At 44.4% G+C, this 23,643-nt stretch carries 21 protein-coding genes and 1 pseudogene; 14 read left to right on the plus strand and 8 right to left on the minus strand.

Annotated features, from left to right (window positions below; genetic code table 11):
• Positions 1-140: 140 nt before the first annotated feature.
• Positions 141-962 carry a M23 family metallopeptidase gene (locus M5J74_RS20760; RefSeq protein ID WP_015155922.1) on the plus strand — a complete coding sequence of 274 codons (822 nt, stop codon included), beginning with the start codon at positions 141-143 and terminating at the stop codon, positions 960-962.
• Between the two features lie 184 nt (positions 963-1,146).
• On the plus strand, positions 1,147-1,389 hold the full coding sequence (locus M5J74_RS20765; protein ID WP_106167311.1) for a hypothetical protein: 243 nt from the start codon (positions 1,147-1,149) through the stop codon (positions 1,387-1,389).
• Between the two features lie 5 nt (positions 1,390-1,394).
• Here the strand turns inward: M5J74_RS20765 and aroB are convergent, their stop codons facing one another.
• Positions 1,395-2,498, minus strand: a complete 1,104-nt coding sequence (aroB, locus tag M5J74_RS20770; protein WP_015155923.1) for a 3-dehydroquinate synthase — start codon at positions 2,496-2,498, stop codon at positions 1,395-1,397.
• A gap of 156 nt (positions 2,499-2,654) precedes the next feature.
• Here aroB and petL point away from each other — a divergent pair, with 156 nt between their 5' ends.
• Positions 2,655-2,750 carry a cytochrome b6-f complex subunit PetL gene (gene petL, locus M5J74_RS33595; RefSeq protein ID WP_015155924.1) on the plus strand — a complete coding sequence of 32 codons (96 nt, stop codon included), beginning with the start codon at positions 2,655-2,657 and terminating at the stop codon, positions 2,748-2,750.
• 81 nt (positions 2,751-2,831) lie between these two features.
• On the opposite strand, the gene M5J74_RS20780 is transcribed toward petL, so the two are convergent.
• Positions 2,832-3,305, minus strand: coding sequence for a BON domain-containing protein (locus tag M5J74_RS20780; protein WP_015155925.1), 474 nt, complete (start codon positions 3,303-3,305; stop codon positions 2,832-2,834).
• 98 nt (positions 3,306-3,403) lie between these two features.
• On the minus strand, positions 3,404-4,852 hold the full coding sequence (locus tag M5J74_RS20785; RefSeq protein ID WP_250013048.1) for a general stress protein: 1,449 nt from the start codon (positions 4,850-4,852) through the stop codon (positions 3,404-3,406).
• Between the two features lie 1,087 nt (positions 4,853-5,939).
• Here M5J74_RS20785 and M5J74_RS20790 point away from each other — a divergent pair.
• The 3 genes from M5J74_RS20790 to M5J74_RS20800 all read left to right on the plus strand — a co-directional run bounded on the left by M5J74_RS20790 (position 5,940) and on the right by M5J74_RS20800 (position 11,037).
• Positions 5,940-8,072: a cation:proton antiporter gene (locus tag M5J74_RS20790; RefSeq protein ID WP_250013049.1), complete on the plus strand. Its 2,133-nt coding sequence runs from the start codon at positions 5,940-5,942 to the stop codon at positions 8,070-8,072.
• A 487-nt stretch (positions 8,073-8,559) separates the two neighbouring features.
• On the plus strand, positions 8,560-9,534 hold the full coding sequence (locus M5J74_RS20795; RefSeq protein WP_106167315.1) for a UDP-glucuronic acid decarboxylase family protein: 975 nt from the start codon (positions 8,560-8,562) through the stop codon (positions 9,532-9,534).
• Positions 9,535-9,651: 117 nt separating this feature from the next.
• Positions 9,652-11,037 (plus strand): UDP-glucose/GDP-mannose dehydrogenase family protein, encoded by a 1,386-nt coding sequence (locus M5J74_RS20800; RefSeq protein WP_015155929.1) that lies wholly within the window; start codon positions 9,652-9,654, stop codon positions 11,035-11,037.
• Between the two features lie 33 nt (positions 11,038-11,070).
• On the opposite strand, the gene M5J74_RS20805 is transcribed toward M5J74_RS20800, so the two are convergent.
• The gene (locus tag M5J74_RS20805) at positions 11,071-11,865 is read right to left on the minus strand and encodes a DUF2993 domain-containing protein (protein ID WP_106167316.1); all 795 of its coding nucleotides are present in this window, start codon (positions 11,863-11,865) and stop codon (positions 11,071-11,073) included.
• Between the two features lie 258 nt (positions 11,866-12,123).
• Here M5J74_RS20805 and M5J74_RS20810 point away from each other — a divergent pair, with 258 nt between their 5' ends.
• The 8 genes and pseudogenes from M5J74_RS20810 to M5J74_RS20845 all read left to right on the plus strand — a co-directional run bounded on the left by M5J74_RS20810 (position 12,124) and on the right by M5J74_RS20845 (position 17,871).
• Positions 12,124-12,435, plus strand: coding sequence for an RNA-binding protein (locus M5J74_RS20810; RefSeq protein ID WP_015155931.1), 312 nt, complete (start codon positions 12,124-12,126; stop codon positions 12,433-12,435).
• Positions 12,436-12,727: 292 nt separating this feature from the next.
• Positions 12,728-13,216 carry a DUF2243 domain-containing protein gene (locus M5J74_RS20815; RefSeq protein ID WP_250013050.1) on the plus strand — a complete coding sequence of 163 codons (489 nt, stop codon included), beginning with the start codon at positions 12,728-12,730 and terminating at the stop codon, positions 13,214-13,216.
• 86 nt (positions 13,217-13,302) lie between these two features.
• A complete protein-coding gene (locus M5J74_RS20820) occupies positions 13,303-13,899 on the plus strand; it encodes a DUF4129 domain-containing protein (RefSeq protein WP_106218347.1) in 597 nt (198 codons plus the stop codon).
• 111 nt (positions 13,900-14,010) lie between these two features.
• On the plus strand, positions 14,011-15,102 hold the full coding sequence (locus tag M5J74_RS20825; protein ID WP_106167319.1) for a DUF4350 domain-containing protein: 1,092 nt from the start codon (positions 14,011-14,013) through the stop codon (positions 15,100-15,102).
• A 69-nt stretch (positions 15,103-15,171) separates the two neighbouring features.
• On the plus strand, positions 15,172-16,122 hold the full coding sequence (locus tag M5J74_RS20830; protein ID WP_127024165.1) for a MoxR family ATPase: 951 nt from the start codon (positions 15,172-15,174) through the stop codon (positions 16,120-16,122).
• A gap of 91 nt (positions 16,123-16,213) precedes the next feature.
• Entirely contained in the window at positions 16,214-16,570 is a 357-nt protein-coding gene (locus M5J74_RS20835) for a four helix bundle protein (protein WP_106169451.1), read from the plus strand.
• A gap of 171 nt (positions 16,571-16,741) precedes the next feature.
• A complete protein-coding gene (locus tag M5J74_RS20840; RefSeq protein WP_015155938.1) occupies positions 16,742-17,275 on the plus strand; it encodes an SRPBCC family protein in 534 nt (177 codons plus the stop codon).
• A gap of 15 nt (positions 17,276-17,290) precedes the next feature.
• A pseudogene (locus M5J74_RS20845) lies at positions 17,291-17,871 on the plus strand (DUF924 family protein).
• A gap of 131 nt (positions 17,872-18,002) precedes the next feature.
• On the opposite strand, the gene M5J74_RS20850 reads toward M5J74_RS20845, so the two are convergent.
• The 4 genes from M5J74_RS20850 to M5J74_RS20865 all read right to left on the minus strand — a co-directional run bounded on the left by M5J74_RS20850 (position 18,003) and on the right by M5J74_RS20865 (position 23,409).
• Positions 18,003-18,806 (minus strand): class I SAM-dependent methyltransferase, encoded by an 804-nt coding sequence (locus M5J74_RS20850; protein WP_250013052.1) that lies wholly within the window; start codon positions 18,804-18,806, stop codon positions 18,003-18,005.
• Positions 18,807-18,823: 17 nt separating this feature from the next.
• Positions 18,824-20,983, minus strand: a complete 2,160-nt coding sequence (locus M5J74_RS20855; protein ID WP_250013053.1) for a hypothetical protein — start codon at positions 20,981-20,983, stop codon at positions 18,824-18,826.
• 219 nt (positions 20,984-21,202) lie between these two features.
• On the minus strand, positions 21,203-22,819 hold the full coding sequence (locus M5J74_RS20860) for a 2-isopropylmalate synthase (protein WP_199755722.1): 1,617 nt from the start codon (positions 22,817-22,819) through the stop codon (positions 21,203-21,205).
• Between the two features lie 65 nt (positions 22,820-22,884).
• Positions 22,885-23,409 carry an NYN domain-containing protein gene (locus M5J74_RS20865; RefSeq protein WP_039714205.1) on the minus strand — a complete coding sequence of 175 codons (525 nt, stop codon included), beginning with the start codon at positions 23,407-23,409 and terminating at the stop codon, positions 22,885-22,887.
• Positions 23,410-23,643: the final 234 nt, after the last annotated feature.

Genomic DNA, 23,643 nt, shown 5'->3' on the forward strand with positions numbered 1-23,643 from the left:
AAATTTTGCGCCTATAGCCAGAAACGTAGATGCTAATTACTAAGTGCGATCGAGCAATAGCCTTACACGCCTTCCACCTTAAGATTTCGTGCTGGAGGCTACTCCTACTAGCAACACTTTTAGAATGTGTTATTCCAATAATGGCTCAAGCCAATCCGAACGGCACTAGTCAGACGACAACTTGTCCCCCAGCTGCTTTATCTCGCCTAATTCGCCATTCAGTCAAACCAGGCGATACTTTAGACAGCATAGCTCGACAATACAATCTTATTCCAGCTACTCTGATCGGAATGAATCCCATTTTGCAAAGTCGTAATCTGCCAAAGGGAAAGTTGCCAGTTGGCAGTAAGATAGTTATTCCTCCCTATAACGGCATCAAAGTCAATGCCACGCCAGGAGAAACATGGCAGCAGCTAGCCGAAAGGTATCAAGTTCGTTCTGATGTCTTGTTTGAAGCCAACGGCTGTCAACCAGTTGCCAAAGAGGTTTTCGTTCCTGGGGTGAACTGGTCGCCCCAGCCGCCTTCTAATACTGCCAAAGGGATTCTAACAGAGTATCCTTTGCCAAAAGCAGCGACAGTAGCTTTGGCTTATGGCTGGCAGTTGAATGCCAGTACGGGAAAAGTTTTCTTTCACAGTGGTTTAGACTTAGAAGCTGCTGTTGGAACCCCCGTGAAAGCAGTAGGGGCGGGAACTGTGGCTTTTGCTGGCGAACAAGGGGCTTATGGCAATTTAGTCGTCATTAACCACCAAGAGGGTAAACAAAGCCGTTACGCTCAACTGAGAGATCTAAAAGTTAAAGCTGGTCAAACTGTAAAATCGGGGCAGGTAATAGGGGCAGTAGGGACTACAGGTAGTCCTACATCTACTCAACCTCACCTACATTTTGAAATTCGTTATGCTTCTGATTTAGGCTGGGTAGCAGAAGATCCGACAGCGTATTTAAAGGTAGCAAAACGTTAAGTAAGTCAAAAGTCAAAAGTTAAAAGTTAAAACGACAACAAACTCAATAATTTTGCAGTGAAGGCGATCGGTTTATTTTTAATTTTGCGGTAATCTCAGAAATATTGAAGAAGCATTCCGACCAGCAATTTTGGTACTTTCTAGAATCTAACCAATACATTTTTATATTAAACGCTTTGAAGCGGTGGGATTCAGGTCTAACCCTAAAATAGAAACCGTAGCATATCCAAATGGCGATCGCGTTCAAAACTTTATTCTAATTCTGCACGCTACCGAGTGGGAGGGAAGTCTAGCTTGTTTGGATGGGGAATCGTTGGCATTAGATTTTTTTGATTTGAAGCATTTGCCTCCTTTAATGTTAACAGATATGCCCATATTAAAAAAATTTCAAGAATACAAGCGCAGTGGCAAACTTCAATTATTTTAAGCAATTTATTTTCCAACCGATCGCATGTGTTGTAGCACCTGGCGAACTGGATCTGCTGTCACTTTATCGGTAATCTCAACCGCACCAATTTGGGTAGGTAAAATAAACCTTACTTTCCCGTCTTTCACTTTTTTGTCAGTTTGCAAAGCATCTATAATTGCTTCAATATCTATCCCTGTTGGTAACTGTGTAGGCAAACCAGCTTTCTGAATCAATGCATCTTGACGAATAGCATCTTCAGAGGAAAGCATTCCTAGTGCTACAGCAATTTGAGCAGCGGCTACCATTCCTATCGCTACAGCTTCCCCGTGATTGACGACACGATAACCAGTCAAACTTTCTACAGCATGACCGATAGTATGACCGTAATTAAGAATTGCTCGCAGTCCTGCTTCTTTTTCGTCCTTGCTCACCACATCAGCTTTTGCTTGACAAGAACGGTTGAGAATATTCTGAAGTAAATCTGCACCCAAATAGCGCATTTGATCTAGGCGCTTACTCTGTTCCATTTGGACAAATAACTCTGCATCCCAAATCACACCATATTTGATTACCTCTGCCATTCCCGCGCGAAATTCTCTTGCAGGGAGAGTTTGCAGGACTTGCGGATCGATGAGAACCAATCTTGGTTGATGAAATGCCCCAATCAAATTTTTGCCTTGAGGGTGATTCACGCCAGTTTTCCCGCCAATGGCTGCATCTACCATTGCTAGTAGAGAAGTAGGAACTTGAACGAAATTAACTCCTCGCAGCCACGTAGCAGCGGCAAAACCCGTCATATCGCCAATCACACCACCACCCAAAGCTACCAAGGTTGAAGACCGTTCTAAGCGCTTTTCTAGGGCTGCATTGTAGATTTTTTGAACTGAAGTGAGAGTTTTATATTGTTCTCCAGCTGGAAGAATACAGCTAGTGGCATCAAAACCAGCCGCTTGCAAAGAAGCGATCGCCCTTTCCCCATACTGTTTGAAAATCGCTGGGTTAGAAACCAGCAAAACCTTTTTCCCCAGGTTGAGTTCGCTCATCAACTCACCTAGACGATCCAATCCTGGCGCTGCGATCGCGATCTTATAAGCCTGCTGGGGAATATTTACGTCAATTACATGCATATCAGTTATGAGGGAGCAGGGAAGCAGAGGGGCGGAGGGGCAACTACCAATTACCAATTACCAATTACCAATTACCAACTACCAATCGTCTGTAGGCTGTATTCTATCTCAATAAATGTTTCAATAGTTTTAGTTATTTTTGGGAAAATTACAGAAATGTTGGGAGTTATTGCTTACATCGGCTTTTTAGGTGGATTCTTCGCTCTGGCTGTAGGTTTATTATTCGGTCTGCGAGCTGCCAAGATCATCTAAATCTAAATCCATGACCATAAAGCGATCGCCTCTTTACTCAAGATAGTAAAGAGGCGATCGCATAGTGGTGTATTGAAGTTATTAGCTTTCTGGTTTTTGCTGTGCTGGGGCAACTTGGGCATTAACGCTCACTTGCTGTACCCCTTTAATCTCCCTCGCCAATGGCTCAATGCGATCGAGTTGCTCTTGAGTCGGTACTGTACCTGAAACTTTCACGGCTCCGTCTTCAGCTTCAACCGCTAATTGACTTGCGGGTAAATTTGCCTCTAACTTGCTACGGACTTCGCTTTCCAAATCTGCGTCAGCTCGTTGAGCATCTCCCCCAGTCGCGTTGTTGCGCTGCTCTCTAGCTCTAATATCAGCGTCTAACTGCTTTCTGCGAATTTCATCAGTGGCATCCTCTTGATTCTGCTTAGCAGTTTCGGTGTCAGCTACCTCACCAGTTTGATTAGCTGAATTAGGAGCTTCGGTACTGGTTTTTTCTACACCCGCTTCACACCCAAATGCACCAAGGGCAATAAAGCCACCTAGTAATAATGGAAATAATCTTTTCATTTCTCAGTCTCTCAATGGAAAGTAGTTCAAACAATTTGATTGAGTAACTGTTGACAGTTAACGGTTAACATTCAGCCGTCAACTGTCAACCGCAACGCTTATAGAGTCGAGTCGCGTTTATCAACGATGATGACTTTGGGGTCGTTAGGATCGACTACACCTGAATCGTAATTAGTGCGACGAGTATCGGAGTCAATGACATCATCCCCACGAACAGTGTTGCGGGTGTCTGTGGCAGCATATTCGCTCCGGCGAGGAGTATCGGCATCGGGTGCATCGTAAATCCCCCATTCTTGAATCCCACGATGATGCAGAACTGACTCAGCTCGACGAATTTCGTCTTCCGTACCGTCTACGAAAATTAGGTAATCTCCTCGGGAGAGTCTATCGTTGTAAACTTTGGCGCGTTCTTCAGGAATGCCTAAACCAACCAACGCACCCGCAAGACCTCCTGCTGCTGCACCAATAGCACCACCTGAAAGTGCGGTAGCTATGGTTGTTGCTGTTGCACCCGCAAGCATAACTGGACCAATTCCAGGGATCGCTAAAGCGCCTAAACCAACTAAAAGACCGCCAATTCCCCCAATAGCGCCACCAGTTAATGCTCCGGCAGCTGCGCCTTCGTCAGCTTTATTGCCAACATTCTTCTTTACATCTGCACCAGCAATATTATCGATCCGGTCTGCGTTCTTGGATACTACGTTCACGTTATCCATCGGAAAACCAGATTCCCGTAATTGATTAAGTGCGGTTTCTGCATCGTGACGGCTGGTAAATGCACCTACAGCACGCTTTCTACGATATAGCGATCTATCTGCCGTAGGCGTGACAGTTCCGGGCGCGACCGTACCTGGTGCATAATCTGCGGTTGGAGTCATCCCTGGCATATATCCAGCACTGTAACCAACTGGCATTCCTGTAGCGGCAGGAGTATAGTCGGCAGTTGTGCCTGTATAACTGCTCCCCATAGGCATAGCAGAGGGCGTTGTATCGACATCGCGAGCGTCGTACACGCCATATTCCTCAATCCCACGATGGTTGAGAATTGCTTCTGCTCTGGCAATTTCTTCATCGGAGCCTTTGACAATCACGAGATAATCGCCTCGATCGACGCGATCGCTATAAACTTGAGCGCGTTCTTCTGGAATTCCCAAACCGATTAAAGCACCAACAAGACCACCCGCAGCCGCACCGATCGCACCACCTGCTACTGTAGTCGTCAAAACTGTAGCTAACTCCCCAGCTACCATAATGGGACCGACTCCAGGAATTGCCAAAGCTCCTAGACCCACGAGTAAACCGGTTATACCTCCCAAAGTTCCACCCGTGAGCGCTCCGGCGGTTGCACCTTCATCGGCTTTGTTGCCAGCTTGGTTTTTATCTTGAACGTTTACGCCAGCAACATCGGCTTTGCGGTCTGCATCTTGGGCAATAATCGTGACTTTGTGCATGGGAAATCCCGCACTTTTTAGCTCCCCGATCGCAGTTTCCGCATCGTGGCGATTGGCAAACACACCGACAGCTCGCTTGTGTTGACCTACTGCCATTTTCTTACCCCCTATTTTTAGGTATCAACAATATTTCTGGCACAAACACAAATTTTTGTTATTTTTGGTATTCGTGCTATGTATTTATAGTTTTCACTTTTATAGCTGTTTTTTCCTCAGTCCGAAGTTGGAATCATGGCTCTATCAATAGGGAGGTTATATTAGAGTCTACTTATATAACTAAAGATGGGGACGATCGCTGCTAAACTTACTTTTTAATAAAAACAACCTGGGCGATCTTAACAACTTTGTTTATTGCAGATTTTAGCTAAAAAGCTTCGACCAAAATTATTTGTCTTCAAAGTTATCATTTTGACTTTTTTCTACCTGATTTATTTAACTTTTTTAAAAATGGAGGTCGCAATCTTTTCGATCGCGTGTATTTTTAGAAATAGACTTATCTAAAAATCGTGTAATTTTTTTGTGGCTTAACTACAGGCAAATAATATTTTTTCTGGCGTAATGCTGGTTTTAAATAAACTCGATCTTCTGAAAAATTCTTTGAGAGTCAAAAGTGAATTTCTACTGTTTGGAAAAACGCGATCGCGACCCGCGTGCGAAGCCTTGCGAGTTAAGTGTCAATCTGCTCCTGTCACTCATAGTTTTCAACTTCACTCCCTGAGCTGGAGCATTCGCATTTAATTTCAGATTTAGTCTTCGAGCGAATTCGTTGAGTATCGTATTTAAATATACTAAGTCTAACAATCTAGACAACTGCGCCTCAAGTAGTAGCTGTCTTTACTGCATCAATTTTCTTTTGAACTAGTATCTCTGCACTCAAACTGTGACAAGTGTTACTAGACTATAGATAAATAAAATAGCAGTAGTTGAAAATTAATTAGTTTGGCAATATAAAAAAAGAATTGTAAATTTTACTTTCACCAACGATCTCCAACTAACAGTTAATTACCGCTCGTTAATACCTAACCGTGGTTAAATGAATCCCTCTCTAGATAGGTATTTTTTAGAGAGAAAGTCCATTATCTTCAGAATGAATTTTCACTCGCTGGCAGGGTAGGATATAATTCCCTGTCATTTATTTACTATCCTGGCGCGATCGCTGCCTGCTCGAACAGACATGGTACACATGGAACGGCTACTACACTTATTTGCTGCTGCGCCAGCCTCTGAAAGCATTACTAAAGAACCAATAGTTCCATTTTTAATTCTGCTGTTAGTCATCTTATTCGTACCGCTGCTATTCGAGCGTTTCTTGAAAGTGCCAGGATTAGTCGGATTGCTAGCAGCAGGGGTAGTGCTGGGTCCCCAAGGGTTACGGGTACTAGAGCGGGGAGCGCCACCAATGGATTTGCTGCCAGAAATCGGGTTAGTTTATCTGATGTTTGTGGCAGGCTTAGAAATTGACATGGAGCAATTTCGGCAAACACGGAATCGCTCGTTAACTTTTGGTAGCTTTACTTTCTTAGTTCCCCTAATTATGGGCACAGCAGTAGGGCTAATTTTCTTTCCTGGTAAATGGAACACTTCTATCCTCATTGGTTCCCTGTTTGCTTCTCACACCTTGCTGGCATATCCGATCGTCAGCCGCTTGGGAGTCGTGAAAAATGAAGCTGTCACCGTTACGATTGGGGCGACTATCTTCACCGATATTGGTGCGTTGTTAGTACTAGCCATTTGTGTAGCTATTCATCAGGGTGATTTCTCTGCTACCCGATTAGCCACTTTAATTGGCTCTTTGGTCATCTATTCAGTCGTAGTTTTGTTTGGATTCGATCGCGCAGGCAAAGAATTTTTCAAGCGTTCGGGCGACGATCAGGGCAATCAGTTTTTATTTGTCTTATTAGCAGTGTTTCTTGCCGCAGTGGGCGCTCAATTAATTGGCGTAGAAAAGATTGTCGGCGCTTTCCTGGCTGGCTTGGCGGTGAACGATGCTGTTGGAGAAGGACCAGTCAAAGAAAAAGTGCTGTTTGTCGGCAGCGTCTTGTTTATTCCAATTTTCTTTGTCAGCCTTGGATTGCTGATTGATATTCCCGCTTTCATTGCCAGCATTAACTCCATCACGCTAACTTTAGCTATTGTCACTGGTCTGATCGTTAGTAAGTTTTTAGCAGCATATTTTGCCAAACTGATTTATCGCTACAAGTGGAATGAAATGCTGACCATGTGGTCTTTATCAGTGCCACAGGTAGGAGCAACTCTAGCAGCTACGCTAGTAGGTTACGAAGCAGGATTGTTGACTAAAGAGGTGTTAAACAGCGTCATCGTATTGTTACTCGTAACCGCAACTCTCGGACCACTAGTCACGAGTCGGGTAGCCCCTACCTTGATCGATGCTTCCCAAGAATTAGAACCAGAGCCAGTATCGCCTTATTGGAGTACAGGCGAAACGGCAACACACTCATTTGGTGTCTTGGTTCCCGTTTATAACCCGAAGACAGAGCAATACTTAATTGAAATGGCAGCTTTACTAGCTCGCCAAGCTCAGGGTAGAATCCTTCCTCTAGCGATCGCCAAAGCTACCGCTCATATGGATGCACCCCAATTAGAAGCAGCCTTTAAACGCGGCGATACCCTACTAGAAAATGCCACCAACTTAAGCCGCGAACTGGGAGTAGAAGCAGAACCTTTATTAAGGATTGACGATGCGATCGCTCAAGGAATTAGTCGCGCTGCCAAAGAGCAACACGCTAGTTTAATTGTCATGGGCTGGGGACAACGCACTGGTTTACGCGCCCGCTTATTTGGTAATGTCATCGATAGCGTTTTATGGGCAGCTCACTGTCCGGTAGCTGTCAGCCGCTTACTCAAATCGCCCAAAGAATTTAGACAAATCTTAGTCCCAGTAGAGAATATTACACCGCAAGCGGTTAGCGTCCTGAGATTTGTCAGTTTGTTAGCCGCAGCAAATGGAGCGCATATTGTTTTGTTACACATCTGCGATCGCAATACAACTCCAGGCAGAGTCGCTTGGATCCGATCGCAACTCTCTCTGTTGGTTGATAAGCTGGCTTTACCAGACCACCCAGAAATTCGCATTAAACCTCACCCTAACGTCACTCAAGCAATTCTAGAAGTAGCCAAAGACTGCGATCTCGTCGTCATACGTTCCACTAGGCGACGAACGAGTGCTGGCGGTTTAACAATCGCCGACACGACAACCCAGTTGATCGGAGCGATCGCTTGTTCGTTGATCATGCTAGGCGAACCACAACCAGCCAGCTTTTCAGCGAGTAGCGAGCAGCAAGCAGTGAGGGGCTAGTGGCTGGTGGCTGGTGGATAGTCGATAGTTGGATTGACACATGACATTAGCCGAACTCGCTCCTCTGCTCAAAGGCATTTGAGCAGCAGAATCTTGAACTAACCTTGTGTATCATTACAGCTAGTGGCTAGTAGTAGAATTCTTCATCTAGTCACTAGTCACCAGCCACTAGTCACTCTCTTGCTGATACCTGACAGATGGTAGCACATAGCACATAAATACCACAAATTTTATAAAGATTATTTTTAGATTTCGTGAATTTTGTCCTACTATCATGGTTTTTGTAACTAGCGATCGTTAGTTTTTGTTTAACTTAGGGAATAATCAACTAAGCATGTGTGTTGGTATGCTCGACTTTTCCGTTCGGCACTGCCAATCGAACTTCTGTATGCACAATTGCATCACAGATCGTTTGTCACAGAAGCACAGTTCTGATAAAAATACTTAACGAGTCTAGTTAAGACTGCTGTAACTAACAAGAAAATCTATGAGAATTTTGGTCACTGGCGGCGCTGGATTTATAGGTTCTCACCTGATCGACCGATTAATGGCACAGGGACATGAAGTTATCTGCCTAGACAACTTCTACACCGGACACAAGCGTAACATCTTGAAATGGATGGATCATCCCTATTTTGAATTAATCCGTCATGACATCACCGAACCCATTCGCCTAGAAGTAGACCAAGTTTATCACCTGGCTTGTCCTGCGTCTCCCGTTCACTACCAATTCAACCCAGTCAAAACCGTCAAAACTAATGTGATGGGAACGTTGAATATGCTAGGACTGGCAAAGCGAGTCAAAGCAAGATTTCTGCTAGCTTCTACATCAGAAGTCTATGGCGATCCAGAAATCCACCCGCAAACTGAAGAGTATCGCGGTAACGTCAATCCAATTGGCATTCGCTCTTGTTATGACGAAGGCAAGCGCATTGCTGAAACTCTCGCCTTTGATTACCATCGACAAAATGATGTCGATATTCGCGTGGCGCGGATCTTTAACACCTACGGTCCCCGCATGTTAGAAAACGATGGACGAGTTGTGAGTAACCTAGTCGTACAAGCCTTGAAGAATATGCCGATGACGGTGTATGGTGATGGTTCTCAAACTCGCAGTTTTTGCTACGTGTCTGACTTGGTAGAAGGATTAATGCGATTGATGAATGGAGAGCAAATTGGTCCTGTCAATCTAGGCAATCCAGACGAGTATACCATTCTAGAACTAGCTGAAGCAGTTCGCAATCTGGTGAACCCTCAAGCAGAAATCAAATTTGCGCCCCTTCCGCAAGACGATCCGCGCCGTCGCCGCCCAGATATTACCCGTGCTAAAACCTGGCTGGGCTGGGAACCAACTTTGCCTCTATCAGAAGGATTAAAACTGACAGTAGAAGATTTTCGGCAGCGCTTGCAGCAACCCCAGCCAACAACTTACAGCGAGGCGGGAATTGCTAGTAATTCCTAGTAACTATTTGTCTAGCTAGGAGAATGGGCGATCGCTCATATCTGCATCGTTCGCACTCCATACCCAAGCTCACATCTTAAACTTCTATCACCCATACACCGTTGAGGACAAAAGTATATGCGTGTTTGCGTCATTGGTACAGGCTATGTCGGTTTAGTTACGGGTGCTTGCTTAGCTCACATCGGACACCATGTCATCTGCGTGGACAACAATGAAGAGAAAGTCAAGCTCATGAAAGCCGGACAGTCTCCGATTTTTGAACCAGGGCTGTCCGAGATCATGACAGGAGCAATGCAGGCAGGGACGTTAGAGTTTACCACAGACATCGGTGGCGGAGTGGCACATGGGGAGATCTTATTTATTGCCGTAGGCACTCCACCGCTACCAACTGGAGAAAGCGATACTCGCTATGTTGAGGCTGTAGCCCGCAGCATTGGCGCTCATTTGGATGGTGGTTATAAAGTAATTGTCAACAAGTCTACAGTGCCAATCGGCTCTGGTGACTGGGTACGAATGATCGTTCTCGATGGCATTGTCGAACGCCAGAAGGTGTTAGTTGGCGCTGGTGGTGGCGAAGTCACGACTTTGGAAAGCGTCCCTGCATTTGATGTCGTGAGCAATCCTGAGTTTTTGCGTGAAGGTTGCGCCGTCTACGATACTTTTAACCCCGATCGCATTGTTTTGGGTGGTAGCAGCTCCAAAGCGATCGCCATGATGCAAGAGCTGTACGCTCCAATTATCGAGCGCCAGTACGCCGAAGACAAGTCTTTACCCCCCGTACCAGTTCTCGCCACCGATATTAGTTCGGCAGAGATGATTAAGTATGCAGCAAACGCATTTTTAGCCACTAAAATTAGCTTTATTAACGAAGTTGCCAATATTTGCGATCGCGTCGGTGCAGATGTGACCCAAGTTGCTAAAGGTATCGGTTTAGATTCCCGCATTGGTAATAAGTTCTTGCAAGCAGGCATTGGTTGGGGTGGTTCCTGCTTTCCCAAAGATGTTTCGGCGCTGATTCATACTGCTGATGACTACGGCTACGATACTCATCTGCTCAAAGCTGCTGTTAGCGTTAACCAGCGCCAGCGTTTAATTGCAGTAGAAAAACTCCAGCAGGTACTCAAGATCCTCAAAGGGAAAACAGTCGGACTATTGGGACTGACATTTAAACCCGATACCGATGATATGCGCGATGCTCCTGCTCTCAATTTAATCGAGCATCTCAACCGCTTAGGAGCAAAGGTAAAAGCCTACGATCCAATTGTTGCCCAATCTGGAATGCGTCACGGGCTAACGGGTGTTTTGGTTGAAACAGATCCCGAACGCCTTGCCGATGGCTGCGATGCTCTAGTCCTCGTCACTGATTGGCAGCAATTCCGCAATCTCGACTACAACAAGATGGCATCGTTGATGACTAACCCCGTCATGATTGATGGTCGTAACTACCTCGATCGCGAAGCTCTACAACAAGCTGGATTCTACTACGTTGGCGTAGGACGCTAAAACAATAGAGCGTGTAGAGCTAGTCTACACGCTCTATTGTTTTCCTGGTACGCGCTCGATCTGAGCGTAGCCGCTAAAAACTAACAACTTGCCTTTAGTTTCTAAGCGGTTTAGCCGCATGGTAACGCCATCTAAGTCGAAGCGATCGAGATCGACCATATTATTCAGAATTTCTGCCAAAGCTCGTGCTAAAGCTAGAGAAGTCTCTCGTTGAGATTCTGGTAGCGTTTCTACTTCAAATCTAGGGTTTTGAAATTGTACTCGTCGCCGCCGTTCAATACCTAAAGTTGCTGTGAGGCTAACTGGTACTAATTCCTCTTGAGATAAGTCTGCCTTAGCCCAGATCTTAATTTCATTCTCCGGCAATAACTCTACCCGAACTTCCTGAAACGAGACTGGCTTGCCACCAGATAATTCAGTCAAACTAGGTAAAGTCAAATTGAGCAGGCGTTTTTTCACCAGTTCTGCTTCAAACGCCCTGTTAATTCCTTCTTCTGATAGCGTCACTTGAGCTACAGCTTGAGTCGGTTGTTTGAGGGCAAGTTTACCACCTAGAACAGAGCTGAAATCTATCGCTACAGCATCCGTCTCAAACGACATCTCCTCTGCCCAAAATTCACGCCGGATCAGCAAACCGCGACCGCTCATCTTGAAGCTATCAATGCTACCTTGCAAGAGTTTACTCGAAGGATAACAACGAACGGCAACTTCTACCGACTCACTTTGTGTAAATAAGTGACGAATTGTCTTGCTGGCAACAGTATTGAGCATTTGCTCGCCCCAATCAGTGCCAGTAGGATTAGTAAAACCAGTTAATCCGCCAAACATAAGTTTACGCGATTGTAGAAGTTATCCATACTCTCCTTTTGTAACAAAATGTGAACGAGCTAGCAAGGTTTGCACCATAGGTAATACTAATCATTTGAGGAAAGTAAACTAATCATTCCCGCAGCCAGTATAAGTTACAGCGATTTTATGCTACTCTAAAATAGAGAGTAGATTCGGTAGTTGTGTTTGTGTTTGCTAATTCAGATGCTCCTCCGAACCGTCATCTCGACAACGATTCGGACTCAGGAGAGAGTAGGAATGTCCATATATGTAGGTAACTTGTCATATGACGTTACCCAAGAAGATTTGACTAAGGTATTTGCCGATTACGGCACTGTGACACGAGTACAGCTACCTATAGACCGAGAAAGCGGTCGTCCGCGTGGCTTTGGTTTCGTTGAAATGGAAACAGAAGACGCAGAAGAAGCTGCTATTTCGGAGCTAGATGGCGCTAGATGGATGGGACGAGTGCTGAAGGTAAATAAAGCCAAGCCACGCGAGGAAGGTGGTAGTAGAACTAGCAACAGCAGAGGTAGCTATAACCGCCGCGAATCTTCTAGAAGCTACTAGAAAAAGTCAAAAGTTAAAAGTCAAAAGTCAAAACTGAAGGGATAGAAGTATGGTAAGGTGGGCAATACCCACTCGCTGCTTAGACTTTTAGTATCTATTCTTTTGAGTCAAGACAAGATACGCAAGTTAGTTTGCATTTCAGAAGCTGAAGGAGAGAAATATCTTCCCTTCAGTCTTTTGTATTGGTTTTTTTGTAGGAATTGGCGATCGCTGCTCCTATCTTCACCATCAGACAGAAGAAATTCACGTAGTGGACTGCCATTGTGAAAAGAACTGTCGCAGAGGACTGAAAATGGAAGCGAAACAACTTCGCACGCAGCGCAACCCTTTAATTGCATCTGGAATTATCCTTGGGTTGGGAACTGGTGGACTATTTGATGGTATATTGCTCCATCAAATCTTGCAATGGCATCACATGCTCAGCAGCGTTCGACCGACTGTCACTGTTGCAGAAATGAAGGTCAACATGGTGTGGGATGGCTTTTTCGATGCGGCTACGTGGATATTAACTTTACTAGGAATATTTTTACTCTGGCGGGCAGGCGAACAAAAAGACGTGTTTTGGTCGGGCAGAACTTTCTTTGGTGCTTTGTTGGTAGGCGTAGGATTGTTCGACTTCTTTGAGGGGTTAATCGACCATCAAATTCTCGGCATTCACCATGTCAAGCCAGGGACTAATGAGTTAATTTGGGATATTGGGTTTCTCGTTCTAGGCGCTATTTTAGCGATCGCAGGGTGGATACTGATAAAGTCTGAAGAAAAGGTAATGGGTAATGGGTAAGTCAAAAGTCAAAAGTCAAGACTCAGGAAAATATTAAGTACAATCTCTTCCACGCACCACGCACCACGCACCACTCCCAACTCCCGATGAAAGAAGGCGAATTTGAAAAAAATAGCATAGGTTGGCAGTTATCTCAATTACAGCAACAGGTAGGGGAATGGCTCGAACTCCAAACGATGAGGTTGAATAAAAACATTCCCCAGTTGCCAGAAGGCATCCCTTCATGGTTAGTGGAGGGATTAAAAGCGATCGCCTGGATAGCGGCATTTGCCTTGTTGCTGTGGCTAGTGAGGTATGTATGGCGACGCTTGGAGCCTTATTTCATAGAATTAAAAACTAGGGGCGCTGTTGGTGGAAAGACGACTTCTAGAACCAGTGAAATGCCAGTCGAAGCTTGGTTAAAGCGATCGCAAACTTATTTCGATCGAGGTAACTATCGCGAAGCTTGTCGCTGTTTGTATATGGCAACGCTACAACTGTTGCACGAACGAGCGATCGCCCGCCATCAAACCAGTCGCACAGATCGAGAATACTTGCAATTAGTTCAACAACTACCCCAGTTTCAGTCTTACCGCACGCTGATTACCACCCACGAGCAATTATGCTTTAGCGATGGTGAGGTTTTATCAGAAACATTTGAACGATGTCAGCAGGCATATCGAGATATTGCCAGACAAGAATAGATCTATTGCACAAATTCAATTGGGCGCCCAGACTAGAATGGCACTACACAAACGTCCGCCTGGGTAGACTGAGTTTGTATAGCTGCGAATTCTCTTCATGGTAGGTGGAGTGTGCGAAATCTACGTCATCGATGGTGGTTAGGGGCGATTGCGATCGCTGCGATCGTCTTTCTCAGCCTAGTTACTGCACCCAATAATCCTTCGCGTCTTGGCTCTACCTACAGCCGCAGCCCCGATGGATATGGAGCTTGGTATGCATACATGCAAAACCGAGGCACGCCTGTTAAGCGTTGGCAAAAGCCATCCAGTGAGTTAAGCAAACAAAATCAAATAACATTGCTGCGCGTCCTTAACCAACCCAATTCCGGCTTGAATTACGTAGAAAAGCAGTGGGTGGAACGAGGCAACACTTTGATAATTTTGGGCGTACCCCAGCCAGTCACACCAGCTGAGTTCAGCACCAAGCAACAAAACAACGAGTTAATTAATATTAAAATCGATACGCGGCGCAGAGCAGGGATCGACCAGCAACAGCAATCGCTATTGGGCGATCGCTATGGTGCAGTTGTATGGCAAGAAAAAATTGGTGAAGGACAGGTCATATTCTGTGTCACCCCTTATTTAGCAGCAAATGCCTACCAAGACTATCCCAATAACTATAAATACTTAGCTCAACTCGCGACTCAAGGCGATCGACCGATCTGGATAGACGAATACATTCACGGCTACCGAGATAAAGAAGTCAGAGAACGAGCGGGTGAAAGGAATTTCCTATCTTATTTAGCACAAAGACCCTTAGCTGCTGCCCTGTTTCAAACCGCGATCGTGCTATTTGTGTTTATTCTGGCTAGCAATCGTCGTTTCGGGCAACCAGCTACTCTCAAAACAGCGATCGCAGACAATAGCACTGCTTATATTGAAGCTTTAGCAGGGGTGTTGCAAAAAGCCCAAGCCAGCGATTTTGTCATAGATACAGTTGGTAATGCCGAGCAAAAACAACTCCAGCAAGCTTTAGGACTCGGACAAATTCCCTTAGAACGGCAAGCACTGATTCAAGCATGGGTACAGCAAACGGGGCGATCGCCTACCGAACTCGAACAATTGCTGCGGCTGCATGGGCAAAAGCGCCGCCTCAGTGACAAAGACCTATTAAATTGGTTAAAACAATGGCGCACCATCCGCAGTTATGTTAAACCTGATTAGTTATCACGTTTCTTTCAGTAGGGGCGCACAACTGTGCGCCCCTACTCTAATCCCTACTTACCCCTTCTCATGCCCGAACTCCGCGCTGAATTAAATCGCCTCAGTGAAGCCCTCAACCGAGTTGTTGTCGGTCAATCTCAATTAGTACAACAATTATTGGTGGCAATGCTAGCGGGGGGACATGTCATTTTAGAAGGTGTACCAGGTACGGGAAAAACTCTGCTAGTGAAAGTGATGGCGCAACTTATTCAAGCAGAATTTCGCCGCGTGCAACTGACACCAGATGTCTTACCTGCTGATATCACAGGTACGAATATTCTCGACCTTAACAGTCGTAACTTTACGCTGAAAAAGGGACCCGTATTTACTGAAGTTTTGTTGGCAGATGAAATCAACCGCACGCCACCCAAAACACAAGCCGCTTTATTAGAAGCAATGGCAGAACAGCAAGTGACTTTGGATGGTGAAAGCTTGCCGCTACCGGAATTATTTTGGGCGATCGCCACGCAAAATCCTTTGGAATTTGAGGGAACTTATCCTTTACCAGAAGCCCAACTAGACAGATTTTTATTCAAATTAACGGTAGAATATCCCGATCGTCAGCATGAAAAGCAAATGCTGCTGAACAGCCAAAAGGGTTTTCAATCTCGACGGCTAGATATTGCTCAAATCGAACCCGTTGCTAACGTGAAGTTGGTTTTACAAGCGCGTCAGGAAGTCAAATCGGTACAAGTAGCAGAGCCAATTGTAGACTATCTCCTTGCTCTGGTGCAGCGATCGCGCCAACATCCCGATTTAACTTTGGGTGCTTCCCCTCGTTGTGCCGTAGCATGGCTGCAAACCAGTCAAGCCGCCGCATGGCTTGCCGGACGAGATTACGTCACCCCTGATGATGTCAAAGCTGTAGCTCCACCTCTGCTGCGTCACCGTCTCATTCTCAAACCCGAAAGTTTACTCGATGGGATTCAAATTGAAACATTAATTAATAATTTATTAAATCAAGTACCTGTACCAAGATAATTCGGAATTCGGAATTTGGAATTCGGAATTTGGAATTCAAGACGAATCTAAATATATAGTATAAAATTATACCTTAAGTTTAGATTTAGACATGAATAACTATACTCCTATTACTGAGAGAACACAGAAATTTGCAATTAGAGTGATTAAGGCTTGTAGCTTTTTAGACGAAAAGCCAGGAGTATGTAGAACTTTATCTAGGCAGCTGTTGAGGAGCGGTACAAGTGTTGGTGCAAATGTCCGCGAAGCGCAATCGGCACAATCAGACAAAGATTTTTTGAGCAAGTTAGAAATTGCACTCAAAGAAGCCCGTGAAACTGAGTACTGGTTAGAAATTCTCATTGAATCTGGTATGGTTAAACTCAACAAATTTCAGCCTTTACTGACTGAAGCATCAGAAATTGTTGGTATTCTCGTCACCTCCACCCGAAAACTAAAACAGAAATAATTCCGAATTCCGAATTCCAAATTCCGAATTCTCCCCAAACAGATCGCTTTTGGCAAAATTTGGGGAACCTTTATAGTATGTTCACCATCTCTTAACAAAACTATAGGTAGAGTAAGCAGTATACTGCTTGCGATCGCTAAGTGCATAAGTGTGAGGAATAACGAAGTTAGTATGACAGCAATGTATATAGGTACGACGCTCGGTCAGACAGAGCAAACAGCTTTGATGCGGGGGGAAATTTTAGTTCAAACGCGCCCTCATTCGACATGGGGCGGGGCTGTGACAGCATGTATGTATCTACCAATGCAGCGATCGCAAGTCTGGCAGCAGCTTACCGATTATCCTCGTTGGGTACAATATTTTCCCGACGTGATCCAGAGCGAAGTCTTGCAGCGAGGTGAGGTGAAGCGCTTATATCAAGTTGCCCGCAAAGCGTTTCTCATTTTCACTGCTCAAGTTGAAATCTATTTAAACGTGTTTGAGGAAGTCCAGCAGCGCATTCAGTTTCGCATGGAAAAAGGTACTTTCACCGACTTTACAGCAGATTTAAACCTGCAAGATTGCGGAATTGGCACTTTACTCACTTATGCCGTACAAGCTACGCCTAACGTTCCAATTCCATCGATTTTTATTCAACAAGCGATGCAATTTGAATTACCAGAAAATATGCGGAAAATGAGGCAAGCGATTTGTAAGAATCAATAGAGTTGTTTGTCAGCCATGTCATCAGAACAGGCAAAAAGAATTTTAGATTTTTGGTTTGGTACTCCCGAACAGGCTAGTTATGGAAAACCAAGACAGATTTGGTTCATTAAAAAGCCTGAATTCGATCGAGAAGTGGAAGCCCGCTTTCTGAGCGATTACGAACAAGCCGCAGCAGGGAATTTAGACACCTGGAAAAGTTCTCCCCTCAGCTGTCTGGCTTTGATCTTGCTGCTCGATCAGTTTCCTCGCAATATGTTTCGCGGTAAACCTCAAGCTTTCGCGACTGACTGGCAAGCCCTATCTACCGCACAGTATGCCGTAGCCCAAGGCTACGATCGCGAATTATTACCCGTACAACGCTGGTTTATTTACTGTCCTTTTGAACACAGCGAAAACCTAGAGGATCAAAATCGTTCTGTAGCTCTATTTCAACAGCTGAGCGACGATCCTGATAGTGCTGATGCAATTACCTATGCCTTGCGTCACCGCGAAGTCATTTTAAGATTCGGACGCTTTCCCCACCGCAACAAAATTTTAGAGCGAGTCTCTACCCAGAAGAAGAAGAGTTTTTGCAACAGCCAGGTTCGTCTTTTTAGAGGGAGCAGGGAGCAGAGTAAGAGAGCTGAGGGAGTGAAGAGAGCAGGGGAGCAGACGGGCAAGGGAGCAGAGAAGAATTAAATCACGCACCACTACCAACTACCAACTACCACTCTTCCCTGATAACTATTTATTTTGTTGCCACAACTGCCAAATTCCAAGCATATCTTTTCATGCCAGGGATTTTTTTCAGCAGCTTATCCCACTTTTCTAAACGTAAATAGGCTGGAGCTAATCTCTGATGTTCGATAATTATTTTTTTCCAGTAACGTTCTTTATTTGGATCGACTCTTTCTATTAAATAAAACTGCAAAAATATCCAGAGTGTGGCAATCCAAAAAGTATCGTAATTGGTATGAGAAAAATTACGTTCGATAAACTTAACGATCGCAATATCAAGTGGCATTTCATCTTCCGTACGAACTTTAGTTGCAATTCGACGGTAAACATTGATAATGGGATTGTGTTTTAATGGCTCCCAAAAGCAAGCTTTTCCCCCAGGCTTAAGGACTCGATGCATTTCTAATATAGCAGTGCGAGGATCGGGAAGATGGTGTAGTAAATTGGCAGCGTAAACAAAATCAAAAGAATTATCGGGACAATAATCTAGAGCAGATGCATCCATCGTTCGTCCCTCGATTTTTACACCATTTTTAGCTGCTAAATCTAAAGCAACTTCTACCATACCTGGAGAATAATCAGCTGCCATGCATAGCGCCCCTTTTTTAGCAAAATAAACGCTGTTTTCGCCTGCACCGCAACCTAAATCTAAGATTTTTTTTCCTTGCACGTCTCCCATCTGTCTGAGAATAAATCGATTTTCTGGAGCCGTGCAAGCTTCAAAATAGTCTGCTACCCGAATTCCCTCAACATCAATTGCCGCAGCCCAAGCATCGTGAAATTGTTTTTCTCTTTCTAATCTTTGATTTTCCATAAGAGGGAAGTCCGGAGTCAGAAGTTAGATACTTTTAAAGAATCGATTTCTACAATACAACTTTTGATTAAATCATTTTTATCGCTCGTTTGAGCGTTTAATAATAAATAAGTTGGTTCTGGATTTTGGCTAGCCAACGATACTTGAAGTTTGTAAGACTTATGAGTGAAAGATTGCGATGCGATCGCGCTGACGAGTTGACCTTGGCGATCGCGCATTTCTATACTGAGCGTAGCACCATTACAGGTTTTGCCAAATAGAGTCACTTTACCTGTGACTTGGGTGCGGTTGGTTAAAGTTCCCAAATACAAGAACGATATTGGTTGCGTTCCTCTTCCTGGGACGGCATACGCTAGTAATCTATAAGTACGGGTGATGTTTTTAGTAACTTTGTTGTCTTGCCATAGATGACTCAAACTCATCCAATCCAACTGTCCCCCTGGACGCTGCCCAATTCTCTGTTGCATGGTGGCAAGGGTGTGGATTGCCGTTTCTATGGAAGTAGGACGCAAACGCTGGTAAATACTCACAACAGCACCATCGGCTAAATGAAACTGGACGGGTAAAAGCTGAAAATCTCGGGCTATTTCCCAATTTTGCTGAAAAGCATTAGAGACAACTGTAACAACATCATGTTCTTTGAGAGGTAGCCACTCCCCTACCACTGGAACTTTGGTAAAGTCGCTCTCAAAATTTGGTAATGGGTGAGGAATGACGACATACTCTGCTTGTAACAGTCTTTCTACAGGATAAAAATCTTGAGAATCAACTTGAGGCACGCCTAGCAACAGTAAGTTATCTCGATCGTTTTGTTTGTATACACTACGTTCGACTGCCCGCACCATACCACTGTTGAGCTGCAACCGCTGGAAACCAACAATATAAATTGGCTTTTTATTAGTCGCAATTTGACGTAAGTAAGCTACTAATTGGATCGCTTCATCGTAATCTGCCCGGACTAAGGGAGGAATATTCAGCGTCCATAGGGAACGGAGAGGATGCTGAAATTTCCCAATCGGAGTCAGTCCAAATACTAAGTTACTAATCAGATAGAAAATAACTATACCTGAAACGAGCGGACGAAATTTAACTTTGAGTTTTAAGTAAGCCGTCCAAATACCACTAGCTAATCCTAATACCACAATTGGGGACAAATGGAGGCAATAAAACACATTGGCATAGCGCAAGAGAATCAACCATTCTACTACTGAGACTACGCCAAACAGCCAGATGAAACTAAATGCTGGAAGATACAGAGTACGAGTCACAATTCCAACTAGAAATCCGAGTGCGGCAAGTATGAGCGTTGCCCAGCCAAAATAAGCAGCATAGAGTTCGACAATTGTATGAATTGGGAAACTCCAAGAAGCATACAGCCCTCGATAATCTGTAACTAGCGCGTTATAAGTAAACTGCCAAGCGATCGCCGCAAGAGTAATAAAACAGATGATAGCAATTAAACCAATCTTGACTGCAAGTTGCCGTAATTTCTGCCACGCTAGTTGTGGTTTTATACGTCTAGTAGTCCAGAAAAATATCGATGCTTGCAGAGACATTGCAACTAAAACAGCGATCGCCCCGTAAGCAAAATGACGACGAAAGAGAATCGCCGATCCTAATAAGACACCAATCGCTGGCACGCGCCACCAACGTTTCAGTCTCATATCTTGCAAGTAAATCCAAATCGCTAGCCCAATTAATCCAGCCCCTCCCGTATCTGGAATGCCAAGAAAAGTTGGTATCCAATTGATAGGAATTAATAAACTAAAAATTGCCGTTGACCAAAAAACAGCTATAGAATTGGCTGCAATCAATCGCGTCCCCAAACCTCCCATTACCAGGGAAAAGGGTAGTAAATAAACGAGTGCTAAACCAATTTGATAGACTAATCGCGACTCGCCAAATAGTAGGATAAATGGCACTAATGGCAGAGTGTAAATTTTATTTCGTTCTGCTCCTAGCGATTGCAAAAAGTTACTAATGCCTGCGATGGGAGATTGACGAAAAGCACCAGCAACCTCGATAGTTTTGTAATACCAATCGATCCACCAATGAAAGTTACGTTCGCTAGATGTATATAGTGCTGTGGCGATCGCAATTAGCAGTACTAACAAGGCAAACAAACTCAAATTGACTGAATGCCAATTGACTGAATGTCGAAGTCGGACAGTGGGCATATTTTATCGAACGCAATCCTCAACCTACAGTCAAGGTGGGCGTTGCCCACCCTACTTATTATTAGCCTCAACCTACAGTCAAGGTGGGCGTTGCCCACCCTACTGACTACTTACTATTAGCCCCCTTGTGAAGGGGGGTTGGGGGATCGTGTTGCCCCCCTTATGAAGGGGGGTTGGGGGATCGTATTGTTTTTAAGCGGAGTTGAGAAGGATCTAAAACTATGCTAACGAGCGATCGCGTTGCTGTTGATGCTGCAAGGCCGCATAAAGCCGATTCAAGGCGTTGACGTATGCCTGGGCAGAAGCAACGATAATGTCTGTATTTGCTGCATGACCGGAATAGACTTTATCTTCGTAGCGCAGTCGGATCGTGACTTCCCCGATTGCATCAATTCCCGCCGTCACGGACTGGACGGAAAATTCGATTAACTGATTGGGGACGTTTACCACCCGATTGATCGCCTTATATATAGCATCCACGGGTCCCGTGCCGATCGCTGCATCGGTCAGTTCTTCACCATCTTGAGTCCGTAAGGTGACAGTTGCTGTCGGACGAGTGCAATCGCCACAAGATACTTGGACTAATTCTAAATGAAAAACTTCTGGAGTCGTTTTGATCTCGTCGTTGACAATCGCCTCTAAATCCCAGTCGGAAATATCTTTTTTCTTATCCGCTAAGTCTTTAAATCGTAAGAAAGCTTTGTTTAATTCTGTTTCTGACAGGTTAAAGCCCAATTCTTGCAAGCGCGAACTAAAAGCATGGCGACCGGAGTGTTTGCCTAAGACAATTTGGTTATTAGTCAAACCAATCGACTCGGCATCCATAATCTCATAGGTGAGCTTATTTTTGAGAATACCATCTTGGTGAATGCCAGACTCGTGAGCGAAAGCATTTGCTCCGACAATTGCCTTATTTGGCTGTACTAGCATTCCTGTCAGGTTAGAAACTAGGCGAGAAGTGCGGTAGATTTCCCGCGTATCAATATTAGTTAGCGGCGCTTCTGACTCTGCCGGACGACCTAAAAAGGGGTTGAAGTATTGCCTGCGGACGTGCAGCGCCATCACAATTTCTTCTAACGCTGTATTTCCAGCCCGTTCGCCAATGCCATTAACGGCACATTCTAGCTGTCTTGCCCCATTTTTTACGGCTTCGAGAAAGTTAGCAACGGCTAAACCGATATCATTATGACCGTGGACGGAAATAATGGCGCGATCGATGTTGGGGACATTTTCTTTAATACCTTTAATTAATGCGCCAAATTCACTAGGAGTTGTGTAACCGACAGTATCGGGGATATTAATTGTTGTTGCCCCAGCCGCGATCGCCCGTTCCAAAACTTGATACAAATATTCTGGATCGGTGCGGGTAGCATCCATAGTTGAGAATTCCACATCGTCCATAAAAGACTTAGCGTAAGCCACCATTTCTTCAGCGATCGCTAAGACTTCGGCTTTCGATTTTTTCAACTGATATTCTAAGTGAATATCTGATGTGGAAATAAATGTATGAATTCTGCCTTTAGCGGCTGGCTTGAGGGCTTCGGCTGCGGCTTTAATGTCAGCTTTAATTGCCCTTGCCAAACTACAGACGATCGGTCCATCAATCGTTCCGACTTCTTTGGCAACTCTTGTCACTGCCTCAAAATCGCCAGGACTAGCAAAGGCAAAGCCTGCCTCGATCACGTCTACTCCCAAGCGAGCTAATTGACGGGCGATCGCTAATTTTTCATCGACGTTCAGCGTTGCCCCAGGACACTGTTCGCCATCCCGCAACGTAGTATCGAAAATTATGACCCGCTCTGTTCCCCATTGATTGTCCATAGATTCACCAGACATTTATCCCTGTTTTAGCTATTAGTAATCGTATAAAAAACACGCACCACGTACCACGCACCACTTATCTAATAATCAGCTTTTTCAATGGATTCTCTAATATCATTTAAATCGATGTAGCGATCGGTAGCATTCCGTAACTCTCTTGCAATCATTCCTTCTGTAGATACAACTGTAATATGAGTATTTTTTGACCTTAATAATTCTATAGCTCTCTCAAAATCTCCGTCACCGCTAAATAAAACTACGCGATCGTACTGATCTACTGTATTAAACATATCTACTACAATTTCTATATCTAAATTCGCTTTTTGCGAATAGCGACCCGAGGTATCGTCGTAGTACTCTTTTAAAATTTTAGTACGAACGGTGTATCCCAGACTAATGAGTGCATCCCGAAAACCCCTTTGATCTTGAGGATCTTTCAATCCAGTGTACCAAAAGGCATTAATTAGTACTGTATCTGGTTGCTCTTTCCTAAAGTACTCTAGCACCCTTCGCGGGTCGAAAAACCAACCATTTTTCTGTTGTGCGTAGAACATATTGTTCCCGTCTACAAATATAGACAGACGGTTCATCATAGAACAAGGCATAGAAATTTAATACCTAGAAATTTTCCAAAAACTATTTAACGTCGAATTCTCAATTATAACAATTTTTTATGCATCATTTTATGAATTGTATGTTATGGATCTCAATCGATTTTACATTCACCCTTCCTAAGTTTTAGTGAGCCTCTCGTCTTAAAGGTTAAACCATGCTTGCTAAACCTTTACCAGGTTAGCTTAAGCGCAACACCTATTTTTAACATCTACCCTTAAATTAAC

Origin of the sequence: Chroococcidiopsis sp. CCNUC1, assembly GCF_023546805.1 — a bacterium.
In the GTDB taxonomy this organism is placed as follows: Bacteria; Cyanobacteriota; Cyanobacteriia; order Cyanobacteriales; family Chroococcidiopsidaceae; genus Chroococcidiopsis; species Chroococcidiopsis thermalis.

Bases quoted from the DNA above. Each gene is read 5' to 3' on its own strand.
- M5J74_RS20760 (WP_015155922.1), top strand. From the start codon at position 141: ATGGCTCAAGCCAATCCGAACGGCACTAGTCAGACGACAACTTGTCCC.
- aroB (WP_015155923.1), bottom strand. From the start codon at position 2,498: ATGCATGTAATTGACGTAAATATTCCCCAGCAGGCTTATAAGATCGCG.
- petL (WP_015155924.1), top strand. From the start codon at position 2,655: ATGTTGGGAGTTATTGCTTACATCGGCTTTTTAGGTGGATTCTTCGCT.
- M5J74_RS20780 (WP_015155925.1), bottom strand. From the start codon at position 3,305: ATGAAAAGATTATTTCCATTATTACTAGGTGGCTTTATTGCCCTTGGT.
- M5J74_RS20785 (WP_250013048.1), bottom strand. From the start codon at position 4,852: ATGGCAGTAGGTCAACACAAGCGAGCTGTCGGTGTGTTTGCCAATCGC.
- M5J74_RS20790 (WP_250013049.1), top strand. From the start codon at position 5,940: ATGGAACGGCTACTACACTTATTTGCTGCTGCGCCAGCCTCTGAAAGC.
- M5J74_RS20795 (WP_106167315.1), top strand. From the start codon at position 8,560: ATGAGAATTTTGGTCACTGGCGGCGCTGGATTTATAGGTTCTCACCTG.
- M5J74_RS20800 (WP_015155929.1), top strand. From the start codon at position 9,652: ATGCGTGTTTGCGTCATTGGTACAGGCTATGTCGGTTTAGTTACGGGT.
- M5J74_RS20805 (WP_106167316.1), bottom strand. From the start codon at position 11,865: ATGTTTGGCGGATTAACTGGTTTTACTAATCCTACTGGCACTGATTGG.
- M5J74_RS20810 (WP_015155931.1), top strand. From the start codon at position 12,124: ATGTCCATATATGTAGGTAACTTGTCATATGACGTTACCCAAGAAGAT.
- M5J74_RS20815 (WP_250013050.1), top strand. From the start codon at position 12,728: ATGGAAGCGAAACAACTTCGCACGCAGCGCAACCCTTTAATTGCATCT.
- M5J74_RS20820 (WP_106218347.1), top strand. From the start codon at position 13,303: ATGAAAGAAGGCGAATTTGAAAAAAATAGCATAGGTTGGCAGTTATCT.
- M5J74_RS20830 (WP_127024165.1), top strand. From the start codon at position 15,172: ATGCCCGAACTCCGCGCTGAATTAAATCGCCTCAGTGAAGCCCTCAAC.
- M5J74_RS20835 (WP_106169451.1), top strand. From the start codon at position 16,214: ATGAATAACTATACTCCTATTACTGAGAGAACACAGAAATTTGCAATT.
- M5J74_RS20840 (WP_015155938.1), top strand. From the start codon at position 16,742: ATGACAGCAATGTATATAGGTACGACGCTCGGTCAGACAGAGCAAACA.
- M5J74_RS20850 (WP_250013052.1), bottom strand. From the start codon at position 18,806: ATGGAAAATCAAAGATTAGAAAGAGAAAAACAATTTCACGATGCTTGG.
- M5J74_RS20855 (WP_250013053.1), bottom strand. From the start codon at position 20,983: ATGCCCACTGTCCGACTTCGACATTCAGTCAATTGGCATTCAGTCAAT.
- M5J74_RS20860 (WP_199755722.1), bottom strand. From the start codon at position 22,819: ATGTCTGGTGAATCTATGGACAATCAATGGGGAACAGAGCGGGTCATA.
- M5J74_RS20865 (WP_039714205.1), bottom strand. From the start codon at position 23,409: ATGCCTTGTTCTATGATGAACCGTCTGTCTATATTTGTAGACGGGAAC.